This window comes from Peribacillus asahii, from assembly GCF_003570725.1.
GTDB lineage: Bacteria > Bacillota > Bacilli > Bacillales > DSM-1321 > Peribacillus > Peribacillus asahii.
In genome coordinates this window covers 83,277-95,273 of the sequence record NZ_QWVS01000023.1, presented here as the reverse complement: position 1 = coordinate 95,273, position 11,997 = coordinate 83,277, and the positions used below count along the sequence as shown (strand labels likewise).

15 protein-coding genes are annotated in these 11,997 nt (G+C 41.3%); 1 reads left to right on the top strand and 14 read right to left on the bottom strand.

All coding sequences use genetic code 11. The features are described from left to right. Positions 1-123: 123 nt before the first annotated feature. The 11 genes from D1953_RS13075 to D1953_RS13025 all read right to left on the bottom strand — a co-directional run bounded on the left by D1953_RS13075 (position 124) and on the right by D1953_RS13025 (position 7,930). Positions 124-351, bottom strand: coding sequence for a flagellin N-terminal helical domain-containing protein (locus D1953_RS13075; protein ID WP_119117639.1), 228 nt, complete (start codon positions 349-351; stop codon positions 124-126). 141 nt (positions 352-492) lie between these two features. Further along, complete coding sequence (gene csrA, locus D1953_RS13070; protein ID WP_119117638.1) at positions 493-723, bottom strand: carbon storage regulator CsrA; 231 nt, start codon at positions 721-723, stop codon at positions 493-495. Further along, positions 723-1,166, bottom strand: a complete 444-nt coding sequence (gene fliW, locus D1953_RS13065; RefSeq protein ID WP_119117700.1) for a flagellar assembly protein FliW — start codon at positions 1,164-1,166, stop codon at positions 723-725. The genes csrA and fliW overlap by 1 nt, the downstream gene beginning before the upstream one ends. Before the next feature lie 16 nt (positions 1,167-1,182). After that, positions 1,183-1,734 carry a DUF6470 family protein gene (locus tag D1953_RS13060; RefSeq protein ID WP_119117637.1) on the bottom strand — a complete coding sequence of 184 codons (552 nt, stop codon included), beginning with the start codon at positions 1,732-1,734 and terminating at the stop codon, positions 1,183-1,185. A gap of 44 nt (positions 1,735-1,778) precedes the next feature. Beyond that, positions 1,779-2,660: a flagellar hook-associated protein FlgL gene (gene flgL, locus D1953_RS13055; protein ID WP_119117636.1), complete on the bottom strand. Its 882-nt coding sequence runs from the start codon at positions 2,658-2,660 to the stop codon at positions 1,779-1,781. 18 nt (positions 2,661-2,678) lie between these two features. Next, positions 2,679-4,232, bottom strand: a complete 1,554-nt coding sequence (gene flgK, locus D1953_RS13050; RefSeq protein WP_119117635.1) for a flagellar hook-associated protein FlgK — start codon at positions 4,230-4,232, stop codon at positions 2,679-2,681. Between the two features lie 24 nt (positions 4,233-4,256). After that, complete coding sequence (locus D1953_RS13045; RefSeq protein ID WP_182480604.1) at positions 4,257-4,727, bottom strand: flagellar protein FlgN; 471 nt, start codon at positions 4,725-4,727, stop codon at positions 4,257-4,259. A 76-nt stretch (positions 4,728-4,803) separates the two neighbouring features. Further along, complete coding sequence (flgM, locus tag D1953_RS13040; RefSeq protein ID WP_119117633.1) at positions 4,804-5,067, bottom strand: flagellar biosynthesis anti-sigma factor FlgM; 264 nt, start codon at positions 5,065-5,067, stop codon at positions 4,804-4,806. 201 nt (positions 5,068-5,268) lie between these two features. Further along, positions 5,269-5,679, bottom strand: coding sequence for a TIGR03826 family flagellar region protein (locus D1953_RS13035; protein ID WP_425454276.1), 411 nt, complete (start codon positions 5,677-5,679; stop codon positions 5,269-5,271). Positions 5,680-5,778: 99 nt separating this feature from the next. After that, complete coding sequence (locus D1953_RS13030; protein ID WP_119117631.1) at positions 5,779-6,471, bottom strand: ComF family protein; 693 nt, start codon at positions 6,469-6,471, stop codon at positions 5,779-5,781. Continuing rightward, positions 6,464-7,930 (bottom strand): ATP-dependent helicase ComFA, encoded by a 1,467-nt coding sequence (locus D1953_RS13025; RefSeq protein ID WP_119117630.1) that lies wholly within the window; start codon positions 7,928-7,930, stop codon positions 6,464-6,466. Before D1953_RS13025 ends, D1953_RS13030 begins: the two co-directional genes overlap by 8 nt. Positions 7,931-7,969: 39 nt before the next feature. Here D1953_RS13025 and D1953_RS13020 point away from each other — a divergent pair, with 39 nt between their 5' ends. Further along, complete coding sequence (locus tag D1953_RS13020; protein ID WP_119117629.1) at positions 7,970-8,959, top strand: nuclease-related domain-containing protein; 990 nt, start codon at positions 7,970-7,972, stop codon at positions 8,957-8,959. A gap of 107 nt (positions 8,960-9,066) precedes the next feature. Here D1953_RS13020 and D1953_RS13015 read toward each other — a convergent pair whose 3' ends face one another. From D1953_RS13015 to D1953_RS13005, 3 genes are all read right to left on the bottom strand, one after another. Then, positions 9,067-9,909, bottom strand: a complete 843-nt coding sequence (locus tag D1953_RS13015; protein ID WP_119117628.1) for a DegV family protein — start codon at positions 9,907-9,909, stop codon at positions 9,067-9,069. 130 nt (positions 9,910-10,039) lie between these two features. Next, a complete protein-coding gene (locus tag D1953_RS13010) occupies positions 10,040-10,723 on the bottom strand; it encodes a response regulator transcription factor (protein ID WP_119117627.1) in 684 nt (227 codons plus the stop codon). 50 nt (positions 10,724-10,773) lie between these two features. After that, complete coding sequence (locus D1953_RS13005) at positions 10,774-11,916, bottom strand: sensor histidine kinase (RefSeq protein ID WP_119117626.1); 1,143 nt, start codon at positions 11,914-11,916, stop codon at positions 10,774-10,776. Positions 11,917-11,997: the final 81 nt, after the last annotated feature.

The window sequence follows — 11,997 nt, the reverse complement described above, 5'->3', positions numbered from 1 at the left end:
CGTCACACCTTCCTAACTACTAATTACCGATTCATTAGGCTTGGCTCGGTATTGCCCACCATCCACAAAATGCTGGTTTGGGGTTCCACCGAATTCACGGAGTGTTCATCTAAGCATTACTGCTTAGAGCGGCATTTCTAGTCTACCGTCTTGAGCATTTGCTGAAGCTCTGTCTAAGCCACGAATTTGTCCACGCATTTTTTCAGAGATTGCTAGACCTGCTGCGTCATCTCCTGCACGGTTGATACGAAGACCTGAAGATAATTTCTCCATTGATTTGCCTTGCGCGGCATTAGCTGCACCAAACTGACGATAAGTGTTCAACGCCGCAATATTATGATTAATTCTCATTGTTATTTCCTCCTTGAGTTTTCAGTTCCCACATCCATGTGGTTATTTCGGTTGAATAGTGATTAAGTCGGCCGCCTATATCACTATTCAACCTTACATCCTTAATATCGGTGCTTTCACTGTTTTATTTAGAGAATACATTTATTTTTTTCGAAAAAACTCGCTTAAATTTGTCAAAGTGTTGACTTCGGTATTTAGGGCTTGGTTATTTTCTTGCTGAATGGACAAATATACTTCTTTCCGATGGATGTCGACATGCTTTGGTGCTTGAATGCCGAGTTTGATTTGCTCTCCTTCAACAGCTAATACCGTAATCTCAATATCATTGCCAATCATAATTGATTCATTTAACTTTCTAGTGAGTACAAGCATTATTTGGCCTCCTGCATAATTGGAGATGGGACAAGCTTATGGCGAGTTGTATAGCTGTCCGTTTTCATGATGTATTGTTTTCCTAATTTCTTCGTGTGATTGAGAATAATCGGTGCTTGCAGGTTGGCCGTTGTTTGTTCAAATGAATCTCGTACCGATAAAATTGTGAATACCGTCACGTCTTGTTCTGATTGAATTTGCAAATCAGCTAGTACTTCGTCAGAAAGATTCACTTCATACGTTGGAAACACTTCAAATGGATTCGTCATAATGAAAGCAACTTCTGGTGTTTTCAAAGATTGAAGAACGAAAAATGGTGTTTCATCAAGTGGTAGTAAGCCAAATTGCCTCTCCTCTAAAAATCCCGGAATCCCGCTCTCAAATGTATAAATCTCTTCCTCATTCATCTCTATTTCACCATGAAATTTTGTAGAAATCTTCATCTTTATCCCTACTTTCTTATACATTTACAACATCAATATTTAATGAATTTTCTTGGGTAACATTCATCTTCACACTACCCGGTGTGTAATCGTGAACTGGCTTTTGAATTTGCACGTCAATAATCGGTTTGTGCGTTTGCGCTTCGATATTCAGTTTGGCTTGTTCATAATATGTTTTGACACTGAATGGAGTTGGAATCCAGCCGATATTGAATTGTTTAGTTGGTCGTTCGCTATTTTGCTGGGCATGTGCACCTAGTACATTGCCGCCTCTTTCAATATGCATCATTTCATCGCCTTGCCTGGATCTTCGGGCGATTCCTTCTAATACTTTTTGCTTCCCTTCCTGAGCTAATTCTGCGGTCCTTTGAAAAATATGCTTAATATCCATCTGCTCCCATGCTTCTGTTTGATCGATTGTCAGCCTCCCTGGGGTTCTCTCGATATGAAGAGCCGCTTGCGGCTGTTCAATCGATTGAATCACCTTTGATGGCTCCATACGTTGAACTGGGTCTTCAATGGTTAAATCTGTTTGAATAAACGTAGACTGCATTCTAATTTGCTGCATGCTTTTCACCTCTTATAGAAAAAAGCTATCCATATAGAATAGCTTTACCTTAGAAAATCAAGTAAACTCGGCTGAATCACTTTAGCACCAACACTTAATGAAGCGGTATGAATACTTTCTTGTGTCGTGAAGTCGAGAATGACTTTTTCCATGTCTACATCTTCATTGCTAGAAAGGATTTTTTGAGCGAAGACTTCTTGTTGGCCTACACGATCGGTCATTAGATCGATTCGGTTTTGCTTGGCCCCGACTTTTGCTTGTTCTTTAATAAATACATTAATCGTCTCGTCCAACTCTGCTAATCGGTTCGTAATATCCGCTTCGTCTGTACTCTTTAAACTGGCCATTAATTGATCAATCGTACCGCCCGTTTTAAGTGCTTCTCCAAATGTGCTCTGTCCGCTTGTGTTAATCGGAATTTTAATTCCTGTAAACACTTCGACTTGTATTTCATCCGTTCCATAGCTTGGTGCACCGTCAACCATCGTATCTGACGGTCGTTTATTTGTATCATAGCCGTTAAAAATATACTTCCCGCCAAGTTGAGTATCCCCAATATCGACTAAATGTTGTCGTAATTGCTTAATTTCTTCGTTAACACTGTCCCTTTGGTCTGACTCATATGTCCCATTACTCGCTTGTACTGTTAACTCCCTCATTCGTTGAAGGGCAGAAATGGCTTGTCCTAATGCTGAGTCGGTACTCTCGACCCAGTTTGTTGCTTCACTAATATTACGTGAATATTGTTCCACTTGATTTAAGCTTGTTCGATAGTTCATCCCCATCATCGCCGCTACTGGATCATCCGATGGTTTAGAAAACTTTTTTTGCGTTAAAATTTGTTCCTGCAATTTTGCCAGTCTTTCATAGCTGTTGCTAATATTACGAATCATGTTATTTGAAAGCATCGATTGCGTTACGCGCATGTATCCTCACCTCACCTTTTATCTGCCGCCAGTGCCCATACCGTTAATAATTTTATCGAGCATTTCATCCACTAATGTAACCATTCGTGCTGCTGCATTGTAGGCTTGCTGGTACCTCACCATATCGGTCATTTCTTCATCTAAAGAAACCGCACTCACCGATTGACGATTTTTATCCACTGAAGTCGCTAAAATTTGTGCATTTGAATGGTCTTTTTGCACGCTGGCAGAATCGACACCGAGGTTTCCAATAACGCCTGCGTAATATGTATCAAACGTGCCATTTAATCCAGGAGGTATGTTCCCACTTTCATACTGAGTGAAATCCTTTGACTTAATAGCCGCTAAATGATGAGCGTTCTCATTATCACCAGCCGCATTACTTTTTGCACCAGAAGCAATCAAGGACGGATCTTTAATAATGTCTGCGTTGACTTTAATCGTTTGGGCTGCATTCTTTCCAGCTGTAATTTCAAAGAAATTTCCACCCTTGGTCGGCGGATCTCCTACTACGAACCCTTGACTATGAACATAGTTAAACTCATTCACAAAAGCTTCTGTCATATCATTCAGCTTTTGCAGCATATCAGGATATGCCCCTTTCACCGTACCATCTTCTACATACCCAGCACTTTCAATCAGCCCAGTAAGTGCACCGGCAAATTTATAGTCCTGTAAGGTCGTGCCGCCAATTTTCACACCGCTAATGGCGCCTGTCGCACTATCTGTTTGAACTTCAATAGTATTGGCCCCAACAATTCCAGTATGATTCACACTAATTAAGTTAATTGGCGGCATGTAAGAAGAACCGTCCTCTTGAATTAATTCAATGTTATACAGTCCTTCAGCGGCTGCTTTGTCCACAATCCCGTATTTTTCTGGAAACACCGTAGATACTTTCACATTCATGAACTGTGATAATTGATCAACTAGCGTATCTCGCTCGTCATATAAATCATTTGGGACATAGCCATGCGGTTCGACTTTGCTGATTTTCTCATTAATGCTTTGAATATTAGAGATAATCGTATTGATTCCGCTTTGTTCTACGCCAATTTGATAACGAAGGTCCTCTTGCACATTCGTTAAAGCATTATAGTAGTAGTTCAGCGTTTCAGCGACCATTTGCCCAGATGAAGCGACAACGGCCCGCGCCCCGATATTATCCGTATTTGTTGTTAAATCCTCCAACGAACCCCAGAATTTGTTCATCGTGTTTAATAAACCACTTTCTGACGGATCATTTAAAATCTCTTCCATTTTCGTCAATGATTCACTTAACGAACTATAGTAGCCTACTTTGCTGCTTTGGCTGCGATATTGACTATCTAAAAAACTATCGCGAATTCGCTGAATAGAACCCGCTTCCACACCTGTTCCTAGTTGTCCCGCTATTCGCGGGCTATTCAATGCTGGAGAAGGAAAACTCTCTGTTGCTGATAGATTGACGCGCTGACGTGAATATCCAGGTGTATTCGCATTCGCAACATTGTGGCCTGTAGTATATAGGGCGGATTGAGCAACGCTAAGTGCGCGCTTGGATGTTTCTAAGCCCATAAAAGTTGAAACCATCTATTTACCCTCTCTTTCTATGTATTATGCTTTTGAATCAAACATGCTGATGGATTGCTTCGGTGCTTGCTCGTTGCCATAATTATAGTTTCGGTCCTGCGGTCGCAATACATCTAATGATAGATTGACAAACTGCAAGGACTGAACGAGCAATTGCTGATTGAACTCATTTTGTTCTTTTAATTGTGTTACCTCTTCTAAAAGTTCCATTTTTAAACGCTGTAAAATCTCTGCTTCAAAAGAAGGTGCTTCTTCAATGACCTGATCAAACGTAGCGTTTTGTTGACTATCCAAGAACGTTTGAACAGCTTCTTGTCGTTTGATTTCTATTTGTGAGATAGCTTTCACATACTTCTGTTCATCCATCAAAAGAGCGGTAAGGGCGTCCGTGTCACCTTCTATGATGATGTTCTTTTTTTTACTCGCTAGTTTATTAAAGTCTTGGTGAAGCTTAATTAATTGCTCGAGTGCCTCGATGATTGGCTGTGCGGACATGTCCATTCCTCCTCTATACACAGATGATGGACGGATAGACATTCTAGCCATCCGCCCTTTTTAATCAAACGTTTGATTAACGTTTAAAATGATCGATAATTCCTTTCGCTGTGGCCTTTGAATCCAACGTATATGTGCCATTCTCTACTTGGCGCTTCAGCTGTTCGATTTTTGCCTGTCTTTCAGCTTGAATACTGGAGCCTTCCTGCATCACTTTAGCCTCCGAAGAAATCTCTAATTTATCAACTGCTTTCTTATGAGAAAGCTTCTGGTTGTTCATTTTATTCGCTTGCAGATTATAAGGATTTACCCTCGATACACCAAAAGAATGAATTTTCATTTTTCAAAGCCTCCCCCTTTGGTCAACTCGTTTTTTAGCAAACAATGTATATTGCGTTCATCATCGTTTGTTGATTCTCCCTACCTCTATTATCGGCCATATCTTCATTTTTTTTATTGTTTCAAAGCATCTTTCCATCGATACATCTTACCATTTTTATGGTAAGTAGAAATACCTAGCATGAATAAAAACTGTAAGTCTCTATTCTCGTAAATTCTCCTTCACAAAATAAGTAACTTTCTTTTCCTGCTCTGTCATTTCACGCTTGCGTTGCTCTTCTTTTTCAAGATTCTCCAAGTCCGTTCGTAATTTCTTTGTACATGCCTCACATATTCGGCCGTCACGGATTAACGTCCCACATTGCTCACAAGGGTAACCTAGATTAGGAAATTGCGATATTCGTAATCTCCCTGTTTTAATAAATTTAAGGATTAAACTTTCGTCAACGTCGGTTGCTTCTACTACTTGTGCCATCGTCGCTGTTCGATTGCTGCGCTTGCGAATAAATTGATACACTTCATCGAACTTTTCTTCTTCTTCATTATAACAAGCATCACATACATCTCTAAATTTCGATTTCACAAAAAGTGCCCTACAGTTTGGGCAATTCATTAAATCCACGTTCTTTCCCCCCTCAACCACCAAAAACGGTACATTTGTACTATTTATATCGAATAAAATACCGAATGCTTTAGACATTCGGCAAAAATATTATCTAGCAATGGTCATTGTTTCGATTTTTTCTGCTCCGGCAAGCTTCAATGCTTTAGCCGCATGCCGAACAGTAGAACCCGTTGTGTATATATCATCCACGATGACAACGCTTTTCCCTTGGATAGCTGTTCGGCTTGTCACTCTAAAAATTTGCGGTAAATTGATTCGTTCTTGACGCGATTTCTTTGATTGCTTTTCTGTATGAATACGCGTTAACAGCTCTGTACTGTTTATCTGCAGAATATCAAGCAATGCTTGGGCTTGATTGAAGCCACGCTCTTGCAGACGATCCTTACTTAATGGAATAACGGTAATGAGGTCGTACTCCAACTGTTGCAGGCATTCCTTCATAAATGGCGCTAATACTTCCGCTAAAGCATAGTCACCGCGATACTTATATTTCGCAATCAACTCTTTTAAAAAATCATTATAATGAAACAGCGAGACATTTTTCGTTAAATATCCCGCCCATTCAGGATTGTTCTCCCACCTTAGGCAGTCTAAACAAAGCTGTTCACGCCGAAATGATTCATCAAGCTCACGTGAACAAATCGCGCATGTTTCTCCAGAAATCCAAGCAAATTTCGCCTCACAATTTGAACATATACGACTTTTCGGCTGTCTTAAAAATAAACTGGTCCATGTTATCGGCTTCCTCATTTTTTCATAGCATATATAACAATTAGCCATCGAGAAGCCCACGCTTTCTCGCTTCCTCATTCATCGATGTAATATGCCTAATTGCTTCTACCATTGCCTTGCTTTTTCCATAATGAAAAAACGTAATGCTCCCTGTGGGGTAAGCGAAACTGCGTCCAACGCGGCCGGCAATTTGGACAAGGGCGCTTTCCGTAAAAACTTCGTGCTCCGCTCCAATGACCGCAACCTCTAAACGCTCAATCGTCACGCCTCGTTCTAAAATCGTCGTCGTTAATAAACCCTGCAGTTCACCGTCCCGTAATGCCTGCACGCGTTCCTTCCGGCTTGGGTGCTCCGCATAAACGGCTGGTAGGTTTTGAAAAAGAGGGCGTGCCGTTTCCATTACGGCAATGCTTGGAAAAAATAATAAAATGGGTGTTTTGCTTTGTAGGCGTTCATTCACCCAAGCTTGAACGGGACGCGGAATTTTCTTTTGCTGAAACTGCTTGGCCCAGTTGCCGCACCATTTCATCTCTGGGACCGGAATCGGCTGGCGATGATAGCGCGCCGGGATAGTGACCGCTTGAAGTTTGCCGCTTCGATATTGCTTTTTCATTTGCCTCGATGGTGTAGCCGTTAAATAAATAGTCGCGGCCGTCTGCTTCTTTGCTTTTTGTACCGCATAGTGAAGCGAAGGATCCATCGAATACGGAAAGGCATCAACTTCATCGATAATCATGGCATCAAACGCTTCTTTAAAGCGAAAGAGCTGATGTATCGTCGCCACGGTAAGCGGCGCTAGCTTATGTCGATCATCACTGCCTCCATAAAGAGCGGCTACTTCGATAAAGGGGAATGCTTTTTTCAACCGAGGTGCTAATTCCAGTACGACATCTGTTCGCGGTGTTGCAATACAGATCCGCTTTCCAGCAAGCAGCCCTGCTTCAATTCCCGCAAACAGCACTTCTGTTTTTCCAGCTCCACAAACGGCCCAAACGAGAAGCTCTTCTTGATGAAGAATGACTTGCTTCACTCGGTCCGATGCAGTTTGCTGCCCTTCGGAAAGCGTACCTGACCAATTCATCACGCTTTTCGGGACATGGAAATCATAAGCCGGGCCGGTCCACGTATACAGCGGCGTACATTCGCTCACACGACCCATCATAATGCACGAACGACAATACGTGCAGAGCTGCCGGCATATCGCACACGGAAACGTATAAAATAACTGCTTGTCTTGGTTGCCGCATCGAATACAATGATCCAATTCAATTCCAAACGTTTTTGCGACATAACCTTGTTCAATATGTGTCTCAAGTACATCGAGGGAAAACGGAATTTCAGCCGCTAACAATTGACGGCCAAATAAATGATGCTGAAGTTCAGTGGAATAAGCTTGTTGAGGGATAGAAAGCGGGGAGTGAGAAATAGGATTCACATGTTCAACCTCCTTTTTTAAAGAGTTCGACGTATTGTGACAGATTCCTTTTTCATCCAGAAGGATTTTCATGTATGAATGCTGAATGTTGTTTAGGAAAGGAGTGATAATTTGATTATAAAACCGTGTGAAATTCCGATTAAAGCAAGGCTGCTTGAAGCGTTGCTCTGTCGATTACCCGTCGCTCATCCAAAGCGCCCGGTGTTAGAGTCAGAGCTCGGCAAATGTATGGCAGGTTATCGCGGGGAACAATCGATTGATTCCGTGTTAGCAGTGCTTCCCGAAAAAGAGTATCTCCTCTTTCATGACCTCCGCATCCCCAGTACCCCTTACCCATTCCAATTGGACATCCTCATTCTTTCTTCATCATTTTTTCTCATTCTTGAGGTGAAAAATATCGCGGGCGAAATATACTTCGATGATGATTTTCATCAGCTGATTCAAACCAAACATGACCAAGCACAAGCCTATGATGATCCGATTTTGCAAGTGAACCGCCAGCGTACACAACTTCTGCAGTGGCTCACGCCTAAAAGGGCACCTACAATTCCGGTTGAAACATTAGTAGTCAGCGCCAATTCCCTAACAATTGTGCGTGCGAAAAATAAAGAGGTCACGGAAAAAGTCGTAAGGAGAAATAGTTTAGCATTGAAAATCAATTCACTTGCCAAAAAGCACCAAGAAGACATTTTATCTAAAAAAGAGTTGAAGCGACTAACAAATTTACTGTTAAAAGCGCACACTCCTTATATTCCAAAATTGCTTACAACTTATAAAATTTCAGCAACTGAGCTGTTAACCGGTGTGCAATGCCCAAATTGCAGAGCATTGCCAATGAAAAGAAAGTGGGGCAAGTGGCACTGCCAAAGCTGTTCCTATTGCTCAAGTGATGCACATCTAGCCGCCATTCGCGATTACGCGCTCCTCATTAAGCCGACGGTTACGAATCGTGAATTGCGGGATTTTTTGAGGCTGGATTCTGCATCTGTTGCTGCAAAATGGCTTCATTCTATGAACCTGCCCTATACCGGTTCAACAAGAGATCGAGTGTATCATCTTAATTGGCATGATTTTGCAGCGGATTGGCATGATTATTCGTAAATTCCGCATGATTTTTACCGAAATTGGCATGATTCTGAATGATTTCCGCATGATTTCCGCCCCCGCCACACAAAAAAAGAAACGTCTCCACACAAGACGTTTCTTTTTCACACTTTATACCAGCCTAATCCTAATGATCCTTCGCCAAGGTGCGTGCCGATGACGGGACCGAAGTAGCTTAGGTCAAATTCCACATTTGGAAGCTGCGATTCAAGTTCTGCTTTCCATGCTTTTGCTTCTTCCTCACGTTTGGCATGAATGATCACAGCTTTGTAAGGTTCTCCGCTGGCTACTGCTTCTCCTAATAAATCCGCGATTCGTTTCATCGCTTTTTTGCGGGTGCGGATCTTTTCAAAAGGAACGATCACTTTGTCTTCAAAATGCAGCAATGGCTTTACTTGCAGTAAGCTGCCGATTAAAGCTTGGGCACTGCTTAGACGGCCGCCGCGTTGCAGGTGGGATAAGTTATCCACCATGAAATACGCTCGCATCGATTGCTTCATTTCGTTAAGTCTTGCGACAATCTCGTCTGGTCCCTTACCGTCTAAAGCCATTTGTGCAGCTTCTAATACGTAAAAACCTTGAACATGACAGCTTACTTCCGAATCAAACGCAAAAACATCGATGCCATCGACCATTTCACCTGCGGAAATTGCTCCTTGGTACGTACCGCTAATGCCACTAGATAAATGAATCGAAACGACCGCGTCATACTCGCTTGCTAATTGTTCAAACTTCTCTACAAATTGTCCAATTGGTGGCTGTGAGGTTGTTGGAAGCTTCTCTTCTCGTTTGACCTTGTCATAAAAATCATCCGTATCTAGATTCACTTCTTCCTCGTATACCTCTCCCCCCATAATGACCTGCAGAGGAATCATATGAATATGCAAGCGCTCTCGGACTTCCTTAGGGATATAGGCCGTGCTGTCAGTTACGACTGCCGTTTTCATAAATTAAAACCATCCTTATTAAAAGTTTTCTATATAGTAGTTCATATTGTAAAGGAAAGCATAATAGTTTGCATAGTAAAAAGCCTGGCCCATTCACAGTATGAGCCAGGTTTATCAAGTAGACTGTATTTTACTTTACTTCTACCCAACCGTTTTTAATCGCTAAGACAACAGCTTGTGTACGGTCGTTTACGTTCATTTTTTGTAAAATATTACTTACGTGGTTTTTCACTGTTTTTTCGCTAATGTACAATGTTTCCCCGATTGCACGGTTGCTTTGTCCGTCAGCTAAAAGCTGAAGAACTTCACATTCACGTCTTGTTAATAAATGAAGCGGTCTTCTAATCTCTGGTGCGTGAATTGTATCTTGGTTAGCATTTTCATCTGAAACTAGACGACGATACTCTTTTACTAGATTATGTGTCACCTTCGGATGTAAATAAGAACCTCCATCCGCTACAACACGTACAGCTTCAATAAGAGCATCCGCATCCATTTCTTTTAATAAATAGCCTTGAGCACCTGTTTTAAGTGCATGCTGTACATAGTTTTCATCATCATGAATCGATAGGATGATTACTTTTGTCTCTGGGTACTGTTGAATCAACTGCTGTGTTGCTTCTATCCCATTTACATTTGGCATATTAATGTCCATAATGACAACATCCGGATGATAGGTTTCAACTAGGTTCATCGCCTCGCTGCCGTCGTCACCTTCTGCTACCACATCAAAAGACGCTTCAAAATCTAAAATACGCTTAACACCTTCACGGAAAAGCTGATGGTCATCAATAATAACAATATTCGTTTTCATCGGCTTCTACATCTCCCTACATTCTATTTGTTATATGTTATTTTTTCTGTTTACTCTATAAAAGGTATTTGAATAAGAACAAGTGTACCTTCTTTAGGAGATGAATGAATAGTGAGTTCTCCTTCTAATAAATCGACTCTTTCTTTCATACCAATTAAACCAAATGAGTTTTCCTTTTGAACTGCCACATCGAACCCTTTTCCGTTATCTTTCACAGAAACACTCACCATTTCTTTACCAATTGATAACTTTACTTCAATAAGGGTCGGCTCTGCATGTTTTAAAGCATTTTGAATAGCTTCCTGCACAAGCCGGAATAAGGCAACCTCCATGTTAGAAGGCAATCGCTTCTCTTGTCCTAAATTAATAAAACTTAATTTGGCACCTTTATTATACTCTTCGATTGTTTGCAAGTATTTTCTGAGGGTAGGTACTAAACCTAAATCATCAAGTGCCATAGGACGCAGGTCATAAATAATGCGACGTACTTCATATAAAGCACTGCGAACCATACCCTTTAAGCTTTTAATTTCAACTAATGCAGCTTCAGGACCATTTTCACGCTGCACACGCTCAATTAAATCTGAACGCATCATCACGTTTGCAAGCATTTGCGCTGGACCATCATGAATTTCTCTAGATAGCTTCTTCCGTTCCTGCTCTTGTGCTTCAATGATTTTTAAACCAAAATCTTGCTTGCGTCTAGCCTCTTCCAAAGCTTCGCCAACAAATCTAAAATCTTGTGTTAAATAATTCATCACAACCGTTATTTGTGAAACAAGGTGAGAAGCTCGATCAATCGTTTGCTGTATATTTCTTAATCGAAATTCTAAATCATCACGACGATGGCGCAACTGCTTCTCCAATTGTCTATTCATTTCTAAATCAACTTGAAGCTGATGGGCCTTTTCATAGGCTTCACGCACTTGTTGTTCGGAAAATTCACTAAAGTTCCGGCTAACCTCTGAAAGCCGCTTTCTGGCCAGTCGAGCCTTCTTATCTAGAAGGTCGTTCTCAGTAATCACAAAGGCTACACGGACTCGAATATCTTCAAGCTCTTTCGTTAATGCTTCAAAATCACGGCGGCACTGCTCTTCAATCTCAAAAACTTCATCTTTGCTCTCACCAACCGTGCTAATCATCGTTTCCAGGATGATGTCCAAAGATTGAGTCTTGATATTTTTTATGGACATATCGACTCCTCCATTATACATCATAGGTATAGCGCCTCATTAAAATTTCAGTAGAATATGACCTAGACACTATAGTATGAT

Bases quoted from the DNA above. Each gene is read 5' to 3' on its own strand.
- D1953_RS13075 (WP_119117639.1), bottom strand. From the start codon at position 351: ATGAGAATTAATCATAATATTGCGGCGTTGAACACTTATCGTCAGTTT.
- csrA (WP_119117638.1), bottom strand. From the start codon at position 723: ATGCTTGTACTCACTAGAAAGTTAAATGAATCAATTATGATTGGCAAT.
- fliW (WP_119117700.1), bottom strand. From the start codon at position 1,166: ATGAAGATTTCTACAAAATTTCATGGTGAAATAGAGATGAATGAGGAA.
- D1953_RS13060 (WP_119117637.1), bottom strand. From the start codon at position 1,734: ATGCAGCAAATTAGAATGCAGTCTACGTTTATTCAAACAGATTTAACC.
- flgL (WP_119117636.1), bottom strand. From the start codon at position 2,660: ATGCGCGTAACGCAATCGATGCTTTCAAATAACATGATTCGTAATATT.
- flgK (WP_119117635.1), bottom strand. From the start codon at position 4,232: ATGGTTTCAACTTTTATGGGCTTAGAAACATCCAAGCGCGCACTTAGC.
- D1953_RS13045 (WP_182480604.1), bottom strand. From the start codon at position 4,727: ATGTCCGCACAGCCAATCATCGAGGCACTCGAGCAATTAATTAAGCTT.
- flgM (WP_119117633.1), bottom strand. From the start codon at position 5,067: ATGAAAATTCATTCTTTTGGTGTATCGAGGGTAAATCCTTATAATCTG.
- D1953_RS13035 (WP_425454276.1), bottom strand. From the start codon at position 5,679: ATGAATTGCCCAAACTGTAGGGCACTTTTTGTGAAATCGAAATTTAGA.
- D1953_RS13030 (WP_119117631.1), bottom strand. From the start codon at position 6,471: ATGGCTAATTGTTATATATGCTATGAAAAAATGAGGAAGCCGATAACA.
- D1953_RS13025 (WP_119117630.1), bottom strand. From the start codon at position 7,930: ATGAAAATCCTTCTGGATGAAAAAGGAATCTGTCACAATACGTCGAAC.
- D1953_RS13015 (WP_119117628.1), bottom strand. From the start codon at position 9,909: ATGAAAACGGCAGTCGTAACTGACAGCACGGCCTATATCCCTAAGGAA.
- D1953_RS13010 (WP_119117627.1), bottom strand. From the start codon at position 10,723: ATGAAAACGAATATTGTTATTATTGATGACCATCAGCTTTTCCGTGAA.
- D1953_RS13005 (WP_119117626.1), bottom strand. From the start codon at position 11,916: ATGTCCATAAAAAATATCAAGACTCAATCTTTGGACATCATCCTGGAA.